This window comes from Nocardia sp. NPDC003482 (genome assembly GCF_053588115.1).
On sequence record NZ_JBSFPI010000033.1, the window covers coordinates 18779 to 38498 of the forward strand.

Here is a 19720-nt window from a genome sequence, read left to right on the forward strand (position 1 = left end):
CGCTCAGCGGGCCGCGACCCCGGCCAGTTCGATGTCCACCTCGAACGGATCGGTCAGATACAGCCGATCGTGGAAAATGCCCGTGCCCGTATAGCGATTCGCGTTCGGATCCAATTGGAACGTGTGCACCACCGCGTTCGCGCCGTCGCGTTCTACCCGCCAGTAATGCGGAATCCGGGCCTTGGCGTATTTGGCGGGTTTGGTGTCGCGGTCGCGATCCTCGGAATCCGGGGACACCGCCTCGACCACGATGACCACATCGTCGGCGAGATAGTAGGACGAGGGTTCGTCGCGCTCATAGGCTTCCGCGGTCACCACCACGACATCGGGCACGGGCATCTGCCGATCGTCGAGTTTCACCGCCATCTCCCAATCGGCCCGCAGTTCCTCCGGGGCCTGCCCGTCCAGTTCCTCCTCGAGCAACAGCACCGCCCGGCTGTGCCACTTCGTCTGTGGCGCAACGAAGATCAAACTTCCGTCGATCAGCTCGGTCCGTTTGGGCAACCCCGTCAATCGCAGGAAGTGCTCGACGGTGAACCCACCCGTCGGCGGAATCAACCACTGCGGCACAGCCAGAGTCGTCATGGCCTCGAGCCTAAGGCACACGGCCGCGCGACGCGGCCCATGCCCGAATATGGAACGACCCCCGAGCCTTATCGCGGAGATCGGAATCTCGCGCGATCCCGATCGGACTCATCGGGGGCTCGGGGGTCGGGTGGCTGCCTGGGATTCGCTCGGCGCTCGCGCGAACGGGAATCCGTTGTGCAGCGGTGGCGCCTAGCTGACAGCCACCTCACGTGTCCTCGAAATACTCATTCTTCGAACCACCTCCTTTCCCGTGTACAAACGAATCTAGTCACAGCGGCGGGGCTCGGCAACGGATTTTCTCGGAGGGCGAAAAGGCAGGTCAGCGGGGGTTTGCCGGAACACGGTCGCGCACGGTGGCGCGGCCGGCGGCGTCGAGGGTGACGATCGTGTCGGCGCGGTGATCCGCCGGTAGCCGGTGGGTGACGACGACCACGGTGCGATCCGGCTCGACCAGGCCGCCGTGCTCGTCGAGGAGCGCGCGCAGCAGGTCGGCGCCAGCGGCGTCCTCGAGGTGTTCGGTCGGTTCGTCGAGCAGCAGCACGCGGGCGGGCGAGATCAGCGCGCGGGCGAGCAGGAGGCGACGGCGCTGGCCGCCGGAGACCGCGGCGGCCCCGCCGACCAGATCGGTGTGCACGCCGTCGGGGATCGAGTCCAGCCAGTCGCCGAGACCCACTGCGCGCAGGGCGGTTTCGGCCTCGGCGGCGGTGAGGTCGGGGCGTGCGACGCGCAGGTTCTCCAGGACGGTGGTGCCGAACAGGTGGGCGTCCTCGGCGAAGAACGTGACGCCGGGGCGGGGGGTGTCGAACAGCCCGGCCCAGGTCATCAGCAGGGTCGTCTTACCCGCCCCGCTCGGGCCGACGACCGCGATCCGCCGACCGCCGGGCAGTGCTGGCAGCGCGCGCGGCGGGGGTTCGGGCGATTCGGCGTGCCGTTCCAGCGCCTCGATCCGGGCAAGTGCCGCACGGCCTTTGGTGAGCGCCTGCGCGGCGGCGGGCAGCGCGGCCACCGCCTCGAAGGCCGACAACGGCAGCAGCACCAGCACGGTCAGCGCCATCGGCGTGAGCGCGGGCGGGGCGGAACCGTTGCCGTACAACAGGATTCCTATGAGCAGCGCGCCCAGCACGCTGACCCCGATCGACAGCGGCGTCGCGGCGGCGGCCCAGGCGCTGTGCGAGGCGGCCCGGTCCTCCGCCGCGACCGCCCGCCGCCCGGCCGCCCGCGCGCGGTCCATCGCCTCGGAAAGCCGTCCGGCGACCCGCAATTCGGCCGCGTGATCGAGCACGGCGACCGCCGCCGCGGTGAACTCTCCCCGATCCGCCCGCACCGCCTCCTCGGCCTCCCCCGCGGCCCGCGCCGACAGCCACGGCGCGAAGATCCCCGCCACGGCCAGCGCGGCCGCGAGCACGAGCGCCGCCGCCGGGGAGATGGTCGCCAGCAGCCCCACCGCGCCCGCCGACACCACACCGGCCACCGCGATCGGCACCAGCGCCCGCACCACGACGGCCCCGAGATCGTCGATATCGGCGCCGGTTCGGGTCAGCAGCTCCCCCCGCCGCAGCCGCGTCGGATCCTCCGCGTCCCGGGCCCGCCCGCGCCACACGTCGGCGCGGGCGAGCGTCCCGTACACCGCGGCCCGCGCGGTCGTCATCGCCCGCAGGGCCACATCGTGGGTGGCGAGCCGCTCCACGTACCGGAACACCCCCCGCGAAATGCCCAGGGCCCGAACGGCCACCACGGCCACACTCAGATCCAGCACGGGCGGCATCTCCCACGCCCGCGCGATCAACCAGGCCGCCAACGCCGCCAACCCCAGCCCACTGCCCAGCGCCAGCACACCCCACAGCACCGAGACGACCACCCGCCCCGGCGACAACTCCAACAGCCGCCACATCCGCCGAAGACTCATCGCGCCACCACCCCCGCGTGAACTGGCACCGTGTGATCGGCGATGGCGAGAATCGACGGCCGGTGCGCCACCACGACGACGGTCGCACCCGCCCGTGCCCGTGCGGTGAGCGCCGCCAGCACGGTGGCCTCGGTGTCGGCGTCGAGATGCGCGGTGGGCTCGTCCAGCAACAGCACCGGCCGATCGGCGGCCAGCACGCGGGTGAGGGCCAGGCGCTGCCGTTGCCCCAGCGACAGGCCCAGACCGCCGGTGCCGACGGGGGTGTCCCATCCGTCCGGCAGGTCCCGCAACACGCGATCGAAACCCGTTGCGGCGCAGGCGTCGCCGAGTTCGTCGACCCGAGCCCCGTAGAGTTCGAGGTTCTCCCGCAGCGTCCCCGGCATCAGCACGGGCCGTTGCGGCAGCCACGCCAGCCGCCCCCACCACCGATCGGGCTCCAGCTCCCGCACCGGCACGCCGTCCACGAGCACGCTTCCCCGGTCCGGCGTCAACAACCCCAGAATCGCTTGCAGCGCGGTCGATTTGCCGCTGCCATTGGGCCCGGTGAGTACGGTCACCGCACCGGGCCGCAGGACCGCGGACAGTCCCTCGGGCGCGAACCCGTCGCGGGACTCGACCGCCAGATCGCGAATCTCGATGTGCCCCAGGAACTCCGGCAGATCCCGAGATCCCGCCGAAAACCCTTCCCCCGCATCGTCTTCCAGCACCGCGAACGCCCGCTCCCCCGCCGCCACCCCGTCCTGCGCCGCGTGGAACCGCTCCCCCACCGCCCGCAACGGCAGATACACCTCCGGCGCCAGGATCAGCCCGACCAGCCCGGCGTACAACCCCATGTGCCCGAACACCAGTCGCATCCCGATCGATACCGCCACCAGCGCGACGCACAATGTCGCCAGCAGCTCCAGCACCATGGACGACAGGAACGCCACCCGCAGCGCCGCCATCGTCCGCCGCTGCAACGCCTCTCCCAGCGCGCGCACCCGCGTCACCATGGTCGGCCCGCCGTCGCCCCCGGTCTCCCGGCCCAGCGCCCGCAGCGTCGGCATCCCCGCGAACAGATCCAGCAGCTGTTCCGACAGCCGCGTGGCGGCGCTCAGCGTCGCCGCCGCCCGCCCCTGCGTCATGAGCCCGATCAACACCATGAACAACGGGATCAGCGGCAGCGTGATCAGAATGATCACCGCGGCCGTCAGATCGTGGAACGCGATGACCGCCAATACGATCGGCGGCACCAGCACCGCCAGCAACAGCGCGGGCAGATACCCGGTGAGATAGGCCCGCAGCCCGCTCAGCCCGTTCCCGACCACCACCGCCAATTCGCCCCGCCGCGAATCGAGTTCGCGCGGCGGCAGTTCCGCCCCCGCCGCCAGCACCGCGCCCTCCAGCTCGGCCACCACTCGCGCGCCCGCGCGGTGCGCGAGCCGGGACTGCCACCAGGTGGCCGCCACCCGAGCCGCCACCGCCAGCGCGAACACCGCCACGGTCCCGGACCACGCACCCAGGCTCCGCCGCCCGGGATCGGTGATCACCCCGGCCAGCACCGACGCCAGCGCCAGCGCAGCCACCACGACGCACACCGTGATCACCAGCGAAAGCGCCACGCTCACAAGGAGATACCGGCGCGCCGAGCGGGCGTACCGCCACAGCCGGGGGTCGATCGGGCGAGCCATGATCAGTCCCGCACCGGCTCCGGGGCGGGGGCCGCGCGGAACGGCAGCCCGGTCGGCGCGGGGATCTGCTCGGCGGTGATGCGCTTGCGGAACACCCAGTACGTCCAGCCCTGGTAGAGCACGACGACCGGAGTCAGCACCACGGCCACCCAGCTCATCACGACCAGCGTGTAGTGCGTCGAGGACGCGCTCACCGTGGCGTGCCCGTCGATCGCGCGCCCGTCCACGGTCAGCCCGTAGGCGGCATCGATGGTCGAGGGCAGCACGTGCGGGAACAGCGCGCCGAACAGCAGCGCGACCGCCGCCACCACGGTCAGCGCGGTCCCCGCGAACGCCCATCCGTCCCGGCCGCGCAGGACCGCGGCCCCGGCCAGCACCAGCCCGAACACGGCCAGCCCCACCAGGATCCACGTCCAGCCCTTGCCGTAGGCGAGCTGGGTCCACAGGCCGAACGCGCCCACCACGACCACCACCGGAACCAGCAGCGTCCGGGCGATCCGATCGGCCCGCGCGCGCGCCTCGCCGCCGGTCTTCAGGCCGATGAACACCGCCCCGTGCAGCGCGAACAGCAGTCCGGTCGCCGCCGCTCCCAGCAGCGCGTAGGGTCCGAACAGGTCGAACAGGTTCCCCTCGATCCGCTTGTGCGCGTTCAGCTTCACCCCGTGCACGATGTTGGCGAAGGCGAGCCCCCACGCGATCGCGGGCACGTAGGAGCCGAAGACGATCGCCGCGTCGCACCACGACCGCCAGCGCGGATCGTTGATCTTGCCGCGGTACTCGATGGCGACCGCTCGCACGATCAGCGCCACCAGGATCAGCAGCAGCGCCAGGTAGAACCCGGAGAACAGGCTCGCGTACCACTCGGGGAACGCCGCGAACATCGCGCCGCCGCCCACGATCAGCCACACCTCGTTGCCGTCCCACACCGGCCCGATCGTGTTGAGCACGGCCCGTTTCCGGTTCTCGTCGCCGCGCCCGATCACCGGCATCAGCATGCCGACCCCGAAGTCGAAGCCCTCCAACAGGAAGTACCCGGTGAACAGCACCCCGATCAACAGGAACCAGAATTCCGGCAGACTCATCACCGCACTCCTCAGTACGCGAAGGACAGTTTCTCGACGGCGGCCTCGGCCGCCTCGGTCTCCTCGGGCGGCGTCTCCTCCGGCCCCGCGACCACATACCGGCGCATCAGGTAGAACCACACCACCGCCAGCGCCCCGTACAGCAGCGTGAACACGATCAGCGAGAACAGCACGGTCCCCGCGGCGTTCCCGGATACACCCTGCTGCACCGTCATTCGGATGTCGAGGTCACCGGTCGGGTTGGGCGCGACCACCCACGGCTGGCGGCCCATCTCGGTGAACACCCAGCCCGCGCTGTTGCCCAGGAACGGCGTCGGTATGGCGAGCAGGCTCAGCCACGCGAACCACCGCGCCCCCGGCACCCGGCCGCGCCGGGTCACCCAGAAGCCGAGCAGCGCGATGGCCGCAGATCCGGCCGCCCAGCCGATCATGGCCCGGAAGGTCCAGTAGGTGACGAACAGATTGGGCCGGTAGTCACCGGGCCCGTACTTCTCGTTGTAGGCGACCTGAAGGTCCTTGACGCCCTCCAGTCGCACATCGCTGAACCTGCCCTCCGCCAGCCACGACAGCACGCCCGGCACCTCGAGCACGTGGCTCACGCTGTCGCAGTTGTTGTGCGTGCCGACGGTCAGCACCGAGAAGTCGGGGTCGGTCTGGCTGTGGCACAACGATTCCGCCGAGGCCATCTTCATCGGCTGCTGTTTGAACATCAGCTTGCCCTGCACATCGCCGGTGTAGACCAGCGCGACCCCGGCCAGCAGGATCACCCACATGCCCATCCGGGCGGCGGGCCGCCAGATCTCCCGCGCCGCACCGACATCCCCGCGCCGGACGTGGCGGACCATCCACCAGCCGCCGATACCGGCGACGAAGGTGCCCGCGGTGAGGAAGGAGCCCGCCACCACGTGCGGGAAGGCCGCCAGCGCGGTGTTGTTGGTGAGCAGTTGCCAGATGCTGTGCAGCTCCGCGCGACCGGTCTCGGGATTGAAGTGCGCGCCGACCGGATGCTGCATGAACGAGTTGGCCGCGATGATGAAGTACGCCGAGGCGTTCACCCCGATGGCCACCAACCAGATCGTCGCCAGGTGAACGAGTTTCGGCAGCCGCGTCCAGCCGAAGATCCACAGGCCGAGGAACGTCGACTCCAGGAAGAACGCCACCAGCCCCTCCATCGCCAGCGGCGCGCCGAACACGTCGCCGACGAAGCGGGAGTACTCGCTCCAGTTCATCCCGAACTGGAATTCCTGCACGATGCCGGTGACCACGCCGAGGGCGAAGTTGATCAGGAACAGCTTCCCGAAGAACTTCGTCAGCCGGTACCAACGCTCCCGGCCGGTGATCACCCAGGCGGTCTGCATCGCGGCGACCAGCGGCGCGAGGCCGATGGTGAGCGGCACGAAGATGAAGTGATAAACGGTGGTGATCCCGAACTGCCAACGCGAGACGTCGACGACGTTCATCCGGCCCTCCTGCCGTACTACGACCTGTCGTAGTAAAGGCTACGCCGGATGGAACCACGCACAACGAGTCTTGGGTCACGACACTCCGGGGGGTTTCGCCACCGGTTTGCTACGGCGTCCAGTCGCCGAGTTTCCACTCCCGGGCGACGCCGCGGTCGACGAGTTCGACGATCTCCTCGGCACAGTCCGGCGGCGACATCCGCAATCCGTCGAGCGACGCGACGCGGGCGGCGAGGGTGACACTGCCCAGCAGCCAGACGCTTTCGGCGGTAATGAGATCGGCGGTGAAGAACGATTCGTAGCGGCACTTCCACCCCGCCTTCTCCGCCTCGGCGAACAGCGCGCGCTGGGTGATGCCGGGCAGCACTCCGCTGCGGGCGGGCGGGGTGAGCAGTTCTTTGTCGCGCTGGATCACCACGGTCGATCGCGGCCCCTCCAGGACGCGATGTTCGGTGGTGGTGAAAATGACGTCGTCGGCGTCCATGCGTTCGGCGAAACGCAGGGCCGCCATATTCGTGGCATAGGACAACGTTTTCGCGCCGAACAGCAACCAGGGCGCGTTCTGGGCGAGATCGACCGAGATGCCCCGCGTCAGCGTGATCACCGAAACGCCTTCGGCGCGAGCCCGATTCACACGTTCCGGCACGGCCGCCACGAGCGCGAACGAGGTGCCGCCGGGCCCGGCGACGCCGTCGCGGCCCCGGGTCAGGACCAGGCGCAGCATTCCCTCCCGGTCGCTGCCCCATTCCTTGACCGCGGCCTCCACCGCGCCGCGCCACCGGCCGAGATCGGGTTCGGGTAAATCCAATGCCTCGGCCGATCGGCGCAGCCGGGCCAGATGCAATTCGAGCGCGTTCGCCTTACCGTCCCGCACCAGCACTGTTTCGAACACACCGTCGCCCCGCAGCACGCCGATGTCGTCCGCATGAATCGACGGCTCGTCGGGATTTCGGACCACACCGTCGAGGGTCACCAGAACTCGATCCACCATGCGAGGAAGCCTAGGCGAACGGGCCCGCTCGTGAGGGGCGACCGAACCGGCCGAATTCGGGGATCGGGAGCCGAAGGAAAAACGCAATTATGCGTGATACCCATCACATCTGGTCGGTTGTTCGCGCATGAAGCAATCACACAGCAGCGCGCGCGATCGACCACCTCGGGCGCGCGACCCGACCCAGCACCTATTGTTGAGACGTGTCCGTGGTTCTTCCGCCCAGCCCGTTACTGATCGTGCCGGGGGCCGTCGCGGGTCCGCCCGACACCCCGGACGCCGCCGTCGCGTGGCACTACGGCGACCCCTTCGCCGAACAGCGGGCCGCCGCGCAGCGCGTGGCGGTGGTCGATCGTTCGCACCGATTCGTCGGTTCCATCACCGGCCGCGAGCGCCTGACCTGGCTGCACACCATCTCCAGCCAGCACATCGCCGATCTGGCCGACGGCCGCTCGGCGGAGAATCTGGATCTGGACCTCAACGGCCGGGTGCTGCACCACTTCGTGCTCACCGATCTGGACGACACGCTGTGGTTCGACACCGAGGGCGAACGCGGTCCGGACCTGCTGGACTATCTGCGCAAGATGGTCTTCTGGGCCGACGCGAATCCCGAGGCGCGACCCGAGTACGCCGTGCTGAGTCTGCTGGGCCCCGAGGTGGATTCGCTGCTCGCCGCGCTCGGCATCGCCGAACTGCCCGAGACCTACGCCGCGACGCGCCTGCCCACCGGCGGCTTCGCGCGCCGGATGCCTTGGCCCACAAGCGAATCCCTCGACCTGGTGATCCCGCGCGCGGAACTGCCCACCTGGTGGTCCCGGCTCACCGACGCGGGCGCCGAACCCGCGGGCATGTGGGCCTACGAGGCGCTGCGGGTGGCGGCGCTGCGCCCGCGGATAGGGGTCGACACCGACGACCGGACCATTCCGCACGAGGCCAACTGGATCGGCGACGTCACCGAATACGGTGCGGTGCACCTGAACAAGGGCTGCTACCGCGGTCAGGAGACCGTCGCCCGGGTGCACAACCTCGGCAAACCGCCGCGTCGCCTGGTGCTGCTGCATCTCGACGGTTCGGCCGACGCCCGGCCCGCCCCCGGCGATCCGGTCACCGCGGACGGCCGCGCGGTGGGCCGCCTCGGCACGATCGTCGACCACTTCGAGTGGGGGCCGATCGCGCTGGCCCTCGTGAAGCGATCCGTCCCGGTGGACACCCGGCTCACCGCCGGGCCGATGGCGGCCTCCATCGATCCCGATTCCGTCCCCGCCGACGACGAGCCCCAGCCGGGCCGCGTCGCCGTCGACCGGCTGCGCGGCCGATGAGCGACCGCGCGGTGGGGCAGACCGGTCGCGTGCTCGCGGTGTGCGTCGTGCACGCCGAACGGGAGCTGCCCGCCAAGGTCAGCCGGGTCGGCCGCACCGCGATCGATAAGCGTCCGGTGCCCGGGCGGATTCGCGCGCACGCGCTCGGCCTCGCGGGCGATCACGTCTGTAACACCAAGGACCACGGCGGAATTCATCAGGCCGTCTACGCGTACGCCGACGAGGACGCGCGGCGCTGGGGCGCGGAACTGAATCGGGACCTGGCCCACGGCTGGTTCGGCGAGAACCTGCGCGTCAGCGGTCTGCCGGTGAGCGACGCGGTGGTCGGCGAGCGCTGGTCGATCGGCGACGCCCTGCTAGAGGTGAGCGCCCCGCGCGTGCCCTGCGCGACCTTCGGCCACGTCAGCGGCGAGACCCACTGGGTCAAACGATTCACCCTGCGCGCCGACACCGGCGCCTACCTGCGCGTCCTGACCGAGGGCAGCATCGGCGCGGGCGACGAGGTCCGCGTCGAGCACCTCCCCGACCACGGCGTCACCGTCCGCGACGTCTTCACCGGCGCCGACCCCGACCGCCTGCGCCTGCTCCTGACCGCCGAGCCCACCATCTCCGACGACATCCGCATGCAGATCGCCCGCCACGCCCGCCGCCGGCCGGAACGGACCGACGCATGACCGACCCCGTACGACCGGCCGCCGCGGGAACGGACCGACATACGCCCGGCCCCGTACCACCGGCCACGGCCGGAACGGATCCCAACCTCGGTGGGGCGGACGGGCGGATGAGCGTGGACCTCGTGGAGGTCGTGCGCTCCGGCTTCCGCGAGTGCGTGCACCGCGGGTCGGTGGTGATCCTGGGGGCCGACGGCGAGCCCACGCTCACGCTCGGCGCGGTGCACTCGCCCATCTTCCCGCGTTCGACCAATAAGCCGATGCAGGCGATCGCCTTGCTACGCAACGGTTTTCGGCCCGTCGACGACGCCGAGCTGGCCATCGCCACCGCCTCGCACTTCGGCGAACCCGACCATGTGCGCCTGGTGCGGCGGCTGCTCGACCGCTTCGGCCACACCGAGGATCAGCTCGAGTGCCCGCCCGACCTGCCCTCCGACGAGGTGGCCCGGGCGGCCGCGCTGGCCGGATCCGACCGCGCCGCCGCGGCCCGCCGGATCTATATGAACTGCTCGGGCAAACACGCCGCCATGCTCGCCACCTGCGCGATCAACGGCTGGCCCCGGCAGGGTTACCTGGACCCGGCCCACCCGCTGCAACGCGCGGTGACCGCCACCATCGTCGAACTCACCGGCGAACCGGAGACCGATCTGGGCATCGACGGCTGCGGCCTGCCGATCGTGCCGGTGTCGCTGGTGAATCTGGCCCGCGCGTACGCCGGATTCGCCACCGCCGCTCCCGAATCTCCGCAACGCCGGGTCGCCGACGCCATCCGCGCGCATCCGCGAGTGATTTCCGGCACGGACGGACCCGATCTGCTGACCATGACCGCCACTCCCGGACTGGTGTGCAAGATCGGCGCCGACGGGGTGCACGCGGGCGCGCTGCCGGACGGCCGGGCCTTCGCCTACAAGATCGACGACGGGCACGACCGCGCGCGGATGCCCTTGACGCAGGCGATTCTCCAGCGGATGGGCGTCGAATGGACCGCCGCGCACGCGGATTTGGCGGCCCCGCCCGTGCTCGGCGGCGGTGCCAGGGTGGGTGTGATTCGGGCGATTCCCGGCGTATTCTGAGGCTCGCGCGGCAGAGGCGACAACCGGGCAAACTCGGCCAGTTCCCGAGTCATCCCCCACTCCTGGAAGCGCGACCGCCGGACACACGCTAAAGTGTCTGTCAGGAAGAGTATTAATTCGAACGGGGCCGCCAAACCACCCCAGGCCGCCCCGCAGTGACGCGAGGGGGTCAGCCATGGGCCGTGGCCGGGCTAAGGCAAAGCAGACCAAGGTCGCCCGCGAGCTCAAGTACAGCTCGCCGACGACCGACTTCGCGAGCCTTCAGCGCGAGCTCTCGGGACACTCCCGCGACAAGCAGCGCGGTGGAGTGCTTTCCGACGAGCACGACGCGGACGACGCGCAGTCGCGCTGGGAGGAAGACGACTACGACGACGATTGGCGCCGCTGACCCGGATCGATATGCGAAGGGGGAGGCCTGAGATGGCCTCCCCCTTCGCACGTCGATGTGAATCCGGCGCCCTCGCCTCCGCGAGTCCCGATCCGCATAGCTGAAGGTTCGCCCGCATCCGTTCCGGCGTCTGCTGCGCATACCGGCCGCCGCCTCGACGAGCGTCGTATCACCGTGTGCCCGAACGGTTTTCGCGGCTCCCGCTCCCGGGAACCGCGAAAACCGAGGGTCCGGCTCAGAACCGGGGGTGCTCGCCCACCAGCGACACGCGCTCCCCGTCGGCGTCCCGCGACTTCTTCACCGTGCCGAGGGTCCAGCATTCGATGTGCCGCGCGGTCAGCACCGCGAGGGCGCGATCGGAATCCTCCGGCGCGACCACGGCCACCATGCCGACGCCCATGTTGAAGGTCTTCTCCATCTCGGCCCGGTCCACCCGGCCGCGCTGCGCGATCATCTTGAACACCGGCGCGGGATTCCAGGTGCCGCGATCCAGTTCGGCGACCAGCCCGGCGGGCAGCACCCGGGCCAGGTTGGCGGCCAGCCCGCCGCCGGTGACATGGGCGAAGGTCCGCACATCGGTCTCCGCGACCAGGGCCAGGCAGTCCTTGGCGTAGATCCGGGTGGGTTCGAGCAGTTCCTCGCCGAGCGTGCGGCCGAACTCCTCGACGTGCCCGGCGAGCGACATCCGATCGATCTCCAGCAACACCCTGCGGGCCAGGCTGTAACCGTTGGAGTGCAGCCCGGACGAACCCATGGCGATCACCACGTCGCCCGGCCGCACCCGATCGGGTCCGAGCACGGCGTCGGCCTCGACCACGCCCACCCCGGTCGCGGAGATGTCGTAGTCGTCGGCGCCCATCAGCCCCGGATGTTCGGCCGTCTCGCCGCCGAGCAGCGCGCACCCCGCCTGCACACAGCCCTCGGCGATTCCGGCCACGATCTGCGCGACGCGCTCGGGCACGACCTTGCCGACCGCGATGTAGTCCTGGAGGAACAGCGGTTCCGCGCCGCAGACCACGAGATCGTCGACGACCATGGCGACCAGATCCAGGCCGACCGTGTCGTGCTTGTCCATCGCCTGCGCGACCGCGATCTTGGTGCCGACCCCGTCGGTCGAGGCGGCCAGCAGCGGTTCGCGATAGCCACCCTTGAGCGCGAACAGTCCGGCGAATCCGCCGAGTCCGCCCTGCACCTCGGGCCGGGTGGCCTTGCGCGCCAGGGGCGCGAACAGCTCGACCGCGCGGTCGCCGGCCTCGATATCCACGCCGGCCGCGGCGTACGAGGCGCCACCAACCGGGCTGTCCACACTCGGGGTCTGCTCAGTCATTTTCGGGGAAAGCTCCAAACCGAATCGGCGGATAGATGCCTGATCACGCTACCGGAGACGGATAACGAGACTGCACCTGTCCAGCCCGGCGAACGAAAACGGTTGACATACATTCGGAATGTATGTGAGTCTGAGCCCGTCCCCACCCCCCAATTCCCGGAGGCAGTCATGGGAATCAGCCCCGAACTCGGCCCGGCCCACCAGGTGGAGCTGCCCGGCGGCCGCGTCAACTATCACGAGACCGGTTCCGGCGCACCGGTCGTCTTCGTGCACGGCCTGCTGGTCAACGCCGATCTGTGGCGCAAGGTGGTGCCCGGCGTGGCCGCGGCGGGCCATCGCTGTCTCGCCCCGGATCTGCCGTTCGGCTCGCATTCGATCCCGGTGCCGGACGCCGATCTCACCCCGACCGGGGCCGCGGATCTGCTCGCCGCGTTCCTGGAGCGGCTCGATCTGCGCGAGGTCACCCTCGTCGCCAACGACACCGGCGGCGCGATCACGCAGATCATGCTGACCCGCAACCGAACTCGCGTCGGCCGCGTGGTGCTCACCAATTGCGACGCCTACGACGAGTTCCTGCCCATGCCGTTCAAGCCGCTGCCGCTGCTCGCGGCCGTGCCGGGCGTGGTCACCCTCGCCACCGTCGCGATGCGGCTGCGGGCGCTGCAACGCTCGCCGCTCGGATTCGGCCTGGTGGCAAAGCGTCCCGTCGCCCCGGAGATCGTCGACTCCTATCTGCGGCCCAGCCGCGAGTCCGCCGCGATCCGCGCGGATCTGCGCCGGTTCCTGCGCGGGATCCACAAGCGCTACACCCTCGCCGCCGCCGAGCAATTCCCCACCCTGGACCTGCCGGTGCTGCTGGCGTGGGCGCGCGAGGACAAGGCGTTCAAGGTCTCGTTCGCCGAACGGCTGGCCGCCGATCTGCCCCGCGCCGAACTGCGGTTGATCGATGATTCCTACACCTTCATCGCCGAGGACCAGCCGGAGTTGCTCACCGAGTTGATCGTGGAGTTCACTCGGCTGCATGCCGCGACGTAGTCAGGAGGACCGTTCCCGCGCCACCCGCGCCGCCCTCGAGCAGGCCGGTCGCCGGTTGTTCGCCGAACGCGGGTACGCCGGGGTGTCGGCCGCGGAGATCGTCGCCGCGGCCGGGGTCACCCGGGGCGCGCTGCAACATCACTACGGCGACAAACGCGGCCTGTTCGTGGCCGTGCTCGAACAGCTCGAGGCCGACAACACCGCCGAGATCACCAGGGCGGTGGCCGAATTGCCCGATCCGGCCGATCTGCGGGCCGCGATGGCCGCGGGGCTGCGCGCCTTCCTGACCCTGTGCCGCCGCCCGGAGACGCTGCGCATCGCCCTGTCCGACGGCCCGGCCGTGCTCGGCTGGCAGGGCTGGCGCGAACTCGAGAGCCGCCACGGCCTCGGCCTGATCACCGGAATGCTCGAGGAGGCCGACCGGGCGGGCCTGATCGCGCACGCCCCGGTCCGGGTGCTGGCGCAGCTCATTCTCAGCGCGGTCACCGAGGCGGGCATGATCATCGCCCACGCCGAGGATCCCGAGACCGCCGCGCTCCAGACCGAGCAATCGGTGTTGCTGCTGCTGAGCGGCGTGCTGCGGAGCTGACCCGGATACGGCGAACACCCGGTCGACGGCGTCCGGCACCGGCCGTCGGACCGGGTGTTCCCCGGGACCGGTCGTGCCGGGCACACCGGGAAGTTCGTTCGGGGCGAACTCCCCGGCGGCACAACCGGTTCGGTCCCCCGCCATGACGGCGGCGGAGGTCTGCGGGCAGGTTACCCGCTGTGGTCGCTCGCGAACATGGCGGCCGTGGCCGCCCGGCGCCGCCGCTGTTCCACCGGATCGGGCACGGGGACCGCCGCCACGAGCCGCTGCGTGTACTCCTCGGTCGGGTTGCGCAGGATCTCGTCGCGGGTGCCCTGCTCGACCACGGAACCGTTGCGCAGCACCGCGATCCGCCCGGCCAGCTGATCCACCACGGCCAGATCGTGACTGATGAACAGGCACGCCCACCCGTGTTCCCGCTGCAACCGCGCGAACAGCTCGAGCACCGTCGCCTGCACCGAGACGTCCAGGGCGCTGGTCGGCTCGTCCGCGATCAGCAGATCGGGATCCAGGATCAGCGCCCGCGCCAGGCTCGCCCGCTGCCGCTGCCCGCCCGAAAGTTCGTGCGGGTAGCGGTTTTCCGAGCCCGCGGGCAGTTGCACGTCGTCGAGCAGCCGCCGCACCCGGCCGCGCAGCTCCGCGCCCTTGGCGGTGCGATGCACCAGCAGCGGCTCGGCCACGCACTGCCCCACGGTCATTCGCGGATTGAGCGAGGTCGCCGGATCCTGGAACACGACGCCGAGCCGTCGGCGCACCGGCCGCAACCGGCGCTCCGACAGCCCGGTCAACTCCTGCCCGAGCACGGTGATCCGCCCGGCGGACGCGCGTTGCAAACCGGCCACGCAGCGCCCGATCGTGGACTTGCCCGATCCGGATTCGCCCACCAGACCGAGGGTTTCGCCGCGCCGGATCTCGAGGTCGACCCCGTCGACGGCCCGGAAGGCCGCCCGCCCCAGCGCACCCGGGAACTCGACCACCAGATCCGAGACCGCGAGCACCACCTCGGCGTCCGGGGTCACCGCCGGATTCTCGGCGGCGGGCCGTTCGGCCGTGATCGCGGAGATCCCCGTCTCCGGTTGGGGCGCGACGGGAGACATCGGTCCGTCGGTCGGGCGCAGCCCCGCCCCCAGATGCGGCACCGCGGCCAGCAGATCGCGGGTGTACTGCTCGGCCGGATGCGCGAAAAGGTCGTCCACCGAGGCGGTTTCGACCACCCGCCCGGCGCGCATCACGACCACCCGATCGGCGAGGTCGGCGACCACGCCCATGTTGTGGGTGATGAGCACGATGGCCGCGCCCAGTCGGTCGCGCAGATCCCGCAGCAGTTCCAGGATCTCGGCCTGCACGGTCACGTCCAGGGCGGTCGTCGGCTCGTCGGCGATGATCACCTTCGGCTCGCACGCGATGGCGATGGCGATCATGACGCGCTGCTTCTGCCCGCCCGACAGCTGATGCGGGTAGAAGTCCACCCGCTGCTCCGGATCGGGCAGCCCGACCAGCCGCAGCAACTCCACCGCCCGCGCCTTGGCCGCGGACCGGCTCAGCTCGCGATGCGCCCGCAGCGCCTCGCCGATCTGGAAGCCGACGGTGAACAGCGGATCCAGCGCCGCGCCCGGCTCCTGGAACACCATCGAGATCGCGCCGCCGCGCAGGGCGGTCAGCTGCTTGTCCGACATCGAGGTGATGGTGTCGGAGCCGACCGTCACCAGCCCGCGCACCCGCGCCGTCTCGGGCAGCAGGCCCAGCGCCGTGCGCGAGCTGACCGACTTCCCCGAGCCGGACTCGCCGACCACGGCCAGCACCTCGCCGGGGAAGACCTCGTAGGACACGTCGGAGACCGCGTGCACGGCCCCGGCGTCGGTCGCGAACGTCACCGACAGCGACCGCACGGTCAGCGCCGGATCCCGCTGCGGCGCAACGGTTTCAGTCATCCGAACCCTCCTCGGCGGCGGGCGCGGCGACCCCGCGGCGGGTGCGCAGCAGCGGATTGAGCACCTCGTTGAGGCTCTCCCCGACCAGCGTCATGCCCAGCACCACGAGCACGATGGCCACGCCCGGGAACACCCCGGTCCACCAGATCCCGTTCGACACGTCGGCCAGCGCCTTGTTCAGGTCGTATCCCCACTCCGACGCCTGGGTGGGCTCGATGCCGTAGCCGAGGAACCCCAGGGCCGCCAGCGTCAGGATCGCCTCCGAGCCGTTGAGGGTGATGATCACCGGCAGCGACTGGGTGACGTTGGGGAAGATGTGCCGGAACAGGATTCGCCCGATCGGCGCCCCGGTGACCCGCGCGGCGTCGACGTACGGTTCGGTCTTCACCGCGACCGTCGCGTTGCGCACCACCCGGAAGTACTGCGGCACATAGATGACCGTGATCGCCACGGCCGCCGACAGCACCCCGCCGAAACTCGACGACTGCCCGCCCGCCACCACGATCGAGACCACGATGGCCAGCAACAGCGTCGGGAAGGCGTACATGGCGTCCATGAACAACACCAGCACCCGGTCCACCCAGCGCCCGACGTAGCCGGACAGCAGACCCAGCGGCACGCCGACGATCAGCGACAGCACCAGCGATATCGCGATGACCCACAACGCCGTTCGCGCCCCGTACACCACGCGGGAGAACACGTCCTCCCCGCGCACCGAGGTGCCGAACCAGTGCTGCGCCGAGGGCGCCTGCTGCCGCGCGAAATCCGTTCCGTGATCGGAGATCTGGGCGAAGTCGTACGGCGCGATCAGCGGCGCGAACACCGCCACGAGCACGAACAACCCGACCAGCCCGAGCCCGAAGATCAGCGTGGCCCGCTGCAATCCGGAGGTCATGGTGAACAGCCGCAGGCCCGGCAGACCCCGGCGCGGCACCGTCGGGACGAGCGCCGGTTCGGCGGCGATCAGTTCGGGGGCGGTCATCAGAACCTCACCCGCGGATCGATCAGCGCCACCAGCACGTCCACCACGAAACTCATGACCGCGACCACCAGCGCGAGGAACGCCACGATCCCCTGCACCGCGACGAAGTCGCGGGCCTGGAGATACTGCGCGAGCTGATACCCCAGACCCTTCCACTCGAAGGTGATCTCGGTCAGCACCGCGCCGCCCAGCATCATCGCGATCTGCATCCCCATCACGGTCACGATCGGAATCATCGCGTTGCGAAAGGCGTGCCGCCCCACCACGATTCGCTCGCTCAGCCCGCGGGCCCGCGCGGCGTCGACGAAATCGCTGCGCAGGGTCTGGATCAGATTGATCCGCACCAGCCGCAGGAACACCCCCGCGGTCAGCAGGCCCAGCGCGACGGCGGGCAGGATCGCGTGTTTCACCACGTCCCACAGGTAGCCGCCGTCGCCGTAGAGGATCGCGTCGATCACCAGGATGTTGGTCTTGGGCGAGACGTGCTGCAACGCCAACTCCACACCGGTGCTGGCCCGCCCGGCCACCGGCAGCCAGCCCAGTTGCACCGCGAAAACCAGCTTGAGCAGCAACCCCACGAAGAACACGGGCGCCGCGTACACCAGGATCGCGAACAGCCGCAGCCCCACGTCGGCGGCCTTGTCCCGCCGCCGGGCCGCGTACCGGCCCAGCGGCACCCCGACGAGGAAGGCCACCAGCAGCCCCCACACCACCAGCTCCAGCGTGGCCGCGCCGTAGCTGACGATGATGTCGCCGAGGGCCCGATTGTCCTGGGAGCGACCGAAATCCCCGCGCGCCAGCCCCGAGATGTAGTCCCAGTACTGGCTCAGGATGGGCCGGTTGAATCCGGCCGCCTCCTTGCGGGCCTCGATCTGATCCGGTGGCAGCCGCCCGCCCAGCGCGGCGCTGATGGGATCGCCCACCACCCGCATCAGGAAGAACACGATCGTCACCAGGATCCACGCCGTCGGCACGATCAGCAGCAGCCGCACGCCCAGGTATCGGACCAGGGCGCCGTAGCGGGAACCATTGCGCGCCAAACCTTTCCGTGGAGCGGGAGCCGGGGTGGGCGGCTCCTGCTCGACCGCCGCCGTACTCACTTGCTCAGCACGCCGTAGCGGAACTTGGTCGACGGATCGAGGGTCGAGTCGACGCCCTGCACGCTCTTGGTCGCGACCGCGATCTGCTTACCCGACAGCAGCGGCAGCGTCGGAATGTGCTTCTCGGCCAGGTCCCGCTGGATCTGCTGGATCTGCGCGACCCGCTTGTCCTTGTCCGGCTGAGTCACCTCGGCGGCGAGCGCGGCGGTGATCGCGGGATCCTCGAAGTGGTTCTGCAGGAAGTTGTTCGGCGCGAAGAACGGGGTCAGGTAGTCGTCGGAATCCGGGTAGTCCGGGAACCAGCCCATCTGGAACACCGGATAACCGTCGCGGGCGCGTTCCTTCTGGTAGGACACCCACTCGGTGGACTGCAAGTTGATCTTGAACAGCCCGGTCGCCTCGAGCTGGGTCTTCACCGCCGCGTACTCCTCGGAGCTGGAGGAGCCGTAGTGATCCGGGTTGTACTGGAGGTTGATCTGCACCGGCGTCGCCACGCCCGCGTCGGCGAGGAACTTGGCGGCCTTCGCCTTGTCGGGCTTGGCCCCGTAGAGATCCTTGAACGCTTCGGTCGCGCCCGGGAAACCCTGCGGCACAAAGGAATACGCGGGGGTGTAGGTGTTCTTGTACACCTGGGTGGACAGCGCGTCGCGATCGACGCTCGACGCCATGGCCTTGCGGACGGCCAGCTTCTGCTCGGGGGTGTTGCCCGGCATGGTGTTGAAGTTGAACACGATGTAGCGCAGCTCGCCGCCGAGGCCCTCGTGGATGGTGACCTTGTCGCTGTTGCGCAGCGACTCCATATCGGTCGGGGTCAGGCTGCGGTAGGCGACATCGATGGTGCCGTTCTGGATGTCCAGCTTGAGGTTGTCGCTGGACGCGTAGTAGTTGGCCGTCACGGTGCTCGTCTTCGGCTTGCCGAGCAGCCCGTTGTAGTCCGGATTCGCCTGGTACTGAACGAGTTTGTTCTTGTCGTAACTCGAGATGGTGTACGGCCCGGAGAACGGCTTGCCCGCCACGATCGCGGTGTCGTCCATGATCTTGTCGGCGGGGAAGACCTTCTCGTCCACGATGGGCCCGGCCTGGGTGGGCAGGATCGCGGGGAAGGTCTGATCGTTGGCGGCCTTGAGGGTGAAGGCCACCGTGCTGTCGTTCACGATGTCGGTCTTGTCCAGATTGCCGAGCAGCGCGGCCGGGCCGTTGGGATCGTTGATCTTCAACATCCGGTCGAAGGAGAACTTGACGCTGCGCGCGGTGAGCGGATCGCCGTTGGCGAACTTCAGCCCCGGCTTCAGCGTGCAGGTGTAGACGGTCGGCGTGGTGAACTCGCACTTGTCGGCGGCATCGGGCTTGGGCGTGGTGTCACCGGGGGCGAAGTTCATCAGATGCTGGTAGACCTGCGTCTCCGGCACATACGAACCCTGGTCGTACGCGGCGGCGGGATCCAGGGAGAAGATCTTGTCGGTCGTCCCGATGACCAGTCCCTTGTCGCCGCCGTCCCCAGTGCGCCCGGAACCGCATCCCGTCAACGCCACCAGGGTGAGACTCGCAACCCCTACCAACGCAAGGCATTTGCTTCGCATGACTGTCCCAACTTCTCGCATCGCGACG

At 69.8% G+C, this 19720-nt stretch carries 17 protein-coding genes; 6 read left to right on the forward strand and 11 right to left on the reverse strand.

Annotated features, from left to right (window positions below):
- Nucleotides 1-3: 3 nt before the first annotated feature.
- The 6 genes from ACWDSJ_RS34385 to ACWDSJ_RS34410 form a co-directional block, all read right to left on the reverse strand.
- Nucleotides 4-585, reverse strand: coding sequence for a Uma2 family endonuclease (locus tag ACWDSJ_RS34385; RefSeq protein ID WP_387367677.1), 582 nt, complete (start codon nucleotides 583-585; stop codon nucleotides 4-6).
- Nucleotides 586-907: 322 nt separating this feature from the next.
- Nucleotides 908-2494 (reverse strand): ATP-binding cassette domain-containing protein, encoded by a 1587-nt coding sequence (locus ACWDSJ_RS34390; protein WP_450036952.1) that lies wholly within the window; start codon nucleotides 2492-2494, stop codon nucleotides 908-910.
- Nucleotides 2491-4164: a thiol reductant ABC exporter subunit CydD gene (gene cydD, locus ACWDSJ_RS34395; RefSeq protein WP_450036954.1), complete on the reverse strand. Its 1674-nt coding sequence runs from the start codon at nucleotides 4162-4164 to the stop codon at nucleotides 2491-2493. Before cydD ends, ACWDSJ_RS34390 begins: the two co-directional genes overlap by 4 nt.
- A 2-nt stretch (nucleotides 4165-4166) precedes the next feature.
- Nucleotides 4167-5246, reverse strand: a complete 1080-nt coding sequence (gene cydB, locus ACWDSJ_RS34400) for a cytochrome d ubiquinol oxidase subunit II (RefSeq protein ID WP_450036956.1) — start codon at nucleotides 5244-5246, stop codon at nucleotides 4167-4169.
- A gap of 11 nt (nucleotides 5247-5257) precedes the next feature.
- Entirely contained in the window at nucleotides 5258-6706 is a 1449-nt protein-coding gene (locus ACWDSJ_RS34405) for a cytochrome ubiquinol oxidase subunit I (RefSeq protein ID WP_387367665.1), read from the reverse strand.
- 109 nt (nucleotides 6707-6815) lie between these two features.
- Nucleotides 6816-7697 carry an aminodeoxychorismate lyase gene (locus tag ACWDSJ_RS34410; RefSeq protein ID WP_387367662.1) on the reverse strand — a complete coding sequence of 294 codons (882 nt, stop codon included), beginning with the start codon at nucleotides 7695-7697 and terminating at the stop codon, nucleotides 6816-6818.
- 203 nt (nucleotides 7698-7900) lie between these two features.
- Between ACWDSJ_RS34410 and ygfZ the strand changes: the two genes are divergently transcribed.
- The 4 genes from ygfZ to ACWDSJ_RS34430 all read left to right on the forward strand — a co-directional run bounded on the left by ygfZ (nucleotide 7901) and on the right by ACWDSJ_RS34430 (nucleotide 11148).
- On the forward strand, nucleotides 7901-9016 hold the full coding sequence (gene ygfZ, locus ACWDSJ_RS34415) for a CAF17-like 4Fe-4S cluster assembly/insertion protein YgfZ (RefSeq protein ID WP_450036958.1): 1116 nt from the start codon (nucleotides 7901-7903) through the stop codon (nucleotides 9014-9016).
- On the forward strand, nucleotides 9013-9690 hold the full coding sequence (locus tag ACWDSJ_RS34420) for an MOSC domain-containing protein (RefSeq protein WP_450036960.1): 678 nt from the start codon (nucleotides 9013-9015) through the stop codon (nucleotides 9688-9690). The genes ygfZ and ACWDSJ_RS34420 overlap by 4 nt, the downstream gene beginning before the upstream one ends.
- 107 nt (nucleotides 9691-9797) lie before the next feature.
- A complete protein-coding gene (locus ACWDSJ_RS34425; RefSeq protein ID WP_450036989.1) occupies nucleotides 9798-10760 on the forward strand; it encodes an asparaginase in 963 nt (320 codons plus the stop codon).
- 175 nt (nucleotides 10761-10935) lie between these two features.
- Nucleotides 10936-11148: a DUF3073 domain-containing protein gene (locus ACWDSJ_RS34430; protein ID WP_387367650.1), complete on the forward strand. Its 213-nt coding sequence runs from the start codon at nucleotides 10936-10938 to the stop codon at nucleotides 11146-11148.
- Between the two features lie 235 nt (nucleotides 11149-11383).
- On the opposite strand, the gene purM is transcribed toward ACWDSJ_RS34430, so the two are convergent.
- On the reverse strand, nucleotides 11384-12475 hold the full coding sequence (gene purM / locus ACWDSJ_RS34435) for a phosphoribosylformylglycinamidine cyclo-ligase (RefSeq protein ID WP_387367647.1): 1092 nt from the start codon (nucleotides 12473-12475) through the stop codon (nucleotides 11384-11386).
- A gap of 168 nt (nucleotides 12476-12643) precedes the next feature.
- Between purM and ACWDSJ_RS34440 the strand changes: the two genes are divergently transcribed.
- Together ACWDSJ_RS34440 and ACWDSJ_RS34445 are read left to right on the forward strand one after the other, a co-directional pair.
- Nucleotides 12644-13510 carry an alpha/beta fold hydrolase gene (locus tag ACWDSJ_RS34440; RefSeq protein ID WP_450036962.1) on the forward strand — a complete coding sequence of 289 codons (867 nt, stop codon included), beginning with the start codon at nucleotides 12644-12646 and terminating at the stop codon, nucleotides 13508-13510.
- Entirely contained in the window at nucleotides 13497-14099 is a 603-nt protein-coding gene (locus tag ACWDSJ_RS34445; RefSeq protein ID WP_450036964.1) for a TetR/AcrR family transcriptional regulator, read from the forward strand. The genes ACWDSJ_RS34440 and ACWDSJ_RS34445 overlap by 14 nt, the downstream gene beginning before the upstream one ends.
- 170 nt (nucleotides 14100-14269) lie before the next feature.
- Here the strand turns inward: ACWDSJ_RS34445 and ACWDSJ_RS34450 are convergent, their stop codons facing one another.
- The 4 genes from ACWDSJ_RS34450 to ACWDSJ_RS34465 all read right to left on the reverse strand — a co-directional run bounded on the left by ACWDSJ_RS34450 (nucleotide 14270) and on the right by ACWDSJ_RS34465 (nucleotide 19692).
- The gene (locus ACWDSJ_RS34450; protein ID WP_450036966.1) at nucleotides 14270-16030 is read right to left on the reverse strand and encodes an ABC transporter ATP-binding protein; all 1761 of its coding nucleotides are present in this window, start codon (nucleotides 16028-16030) and stop codon (nucleotides 14270-14272) included.
- On the reverse strand, nucleotides 16023-17012 hold the full coding sequence (locus tag ACWDSJ_RS34455; protein WP_450036968.1) for an ABC transporter permease: 990 nt from the start codon (nucleotides 17010-17012) through the stop codon (nucleotides 16023-16025). Before ACWDSJ_RS34455 ends, ACWDSJ_RS34450 begins: the two co-directional genes overlap by 8 nt.
- A complete protein-coding gene (locus tag ACWDSJ_RS34460; RefSeq protein ID WP_387368038.1) occupies nucleotides 17012-18022 on the reverse strand; it encodes an ABC transporter permease in 1011 nt (336 codons plus the stop codon). The genes ACWDSJ_RS34455 and ACWDSJ_RS34460 overlap by 1 nt, the downstream gene beginning before the upstream one ends.
- An 86-nt stretch (nucleotides 18023-18108) precedes the next feature.
- On the reverse strand, nucleotides 18109-19692 hold the full coding sequence (locus ACWDSJ_RS34465) for an ABC transporter substrate-binding protein (RefSeq protein ID WP_387367633.1): 1584 nt from the start codon (nucleotides 19690-19692) through the stop codon (nucleotides 18109-18111).
- Nucleotides 19693-19720 lie beyond the last annotated feature (28 nt).

Coding starts and splice junctions, on each gene's coding strand:
- ACWDSJ_RS34385 (WP_387367677.1), bottom strand. CDS start 585: ATGACGACTCTGGCTGTGCCGCAGTGGTTGATTCCGCCGACGGGTGGG.
- ACWDSJ_RS34390 (WP_450036952.1), bottom strand. CDS start 2,494: ATGAGTCTTCGGCGGATGTGGCGGCTGTTGGAGTTGTCGCCGGGGCGG.
- cydD (WP_450036954.1), bottom strand. CDS start 4,164: ATGGCTCGCCCGATCGACCCCCGGCTGTGGCGGTACGCCCGCTCGGCG.
- cydB (WP_450036956.1), bottom strand. CDS start 5,246: ATGAGTCTGCCGGAATTCTGGTTCCTGTTGATCGGGGTGCTGTTCACC.
- ACWDSJ_RS34405 (WP_387367665.1), bottom strand. CDS start 6,706: ATGAACGTCGTCGACGTCTCGCGTTGGCAGTTCGGGATCACCACCGTT.
- ACWDSJ_RS34410 (WP_387367662.1), bottom strand. CDS start 7,697: ATGGTGGATCGAGTTCTGGTGACCCTCGACGGTGTGGTCCGAAATCCC.
- ACWDSJ_RS34420 (WP_450036960.1), top strand. CDS start 9,013: ATGAGCGACCGCGCGGTGGGGCAGACCGGTCGCGTGCTCGCGGTGTGC.
- ACWDSJ_RS34425 (WP_450036989.1), top strand. CDS start 9,798: ATGAGCGTGGACCTCGTGGAGGTCGTGCGCTCCGGCTTCCGCGAGTGC.
- ACWDSJ_RS34430 (WP_387367650.1), top strand. CDS start 10,936: ATGGGCCGTGGCCGGGCTAAGGCAAAGCAGACCAAGGTCGCCCGCGAG.
- purM (WP_387367647.1), bottom strand. CDS start 12,475: ATGACTGAGCAGACCCCGAGTGTGGACAGCCCGGTTGGTGGCGCCTCG.
- ACWDSJ_RS34440 (WP_450036962.1), top strand. CDS start 12,644: ATGGGAATCAGCCCCGAACTCGGCCCGGCCCACCAGGTGGAGCTGCCC.
- ACWDSJ_RS34445 (WP_450036964.1), top strand. CDS start 13,497: ATGCCGCGACGTAGTCAGGAGGACCGTTCCCGCGCCACCCGCGCCGCC.
- ACWDSJ_RS34450 (WP_450036966.1), bottom strand. CDS start 16,030: ATGACTGAAACCGTTGCGCCGCAGCGGGATCCGGCGCTGACCGTGCGG.
- ACWDSJ_RS34455 (WP_450036968.1), bottom strand. CDS start 17,012: ATGACCGCCCCCGAACTGATCGCCGCCGAACCGGCGCTCGTCCCGACG.
- ACWDSJ_RS34465 (WP_387367633.1), bottom strand. CDS start 19,692: ATGCGAAGCAAATGCCTTGCGTTGGTAGGGGTTGCGAGTCTCACCCTG.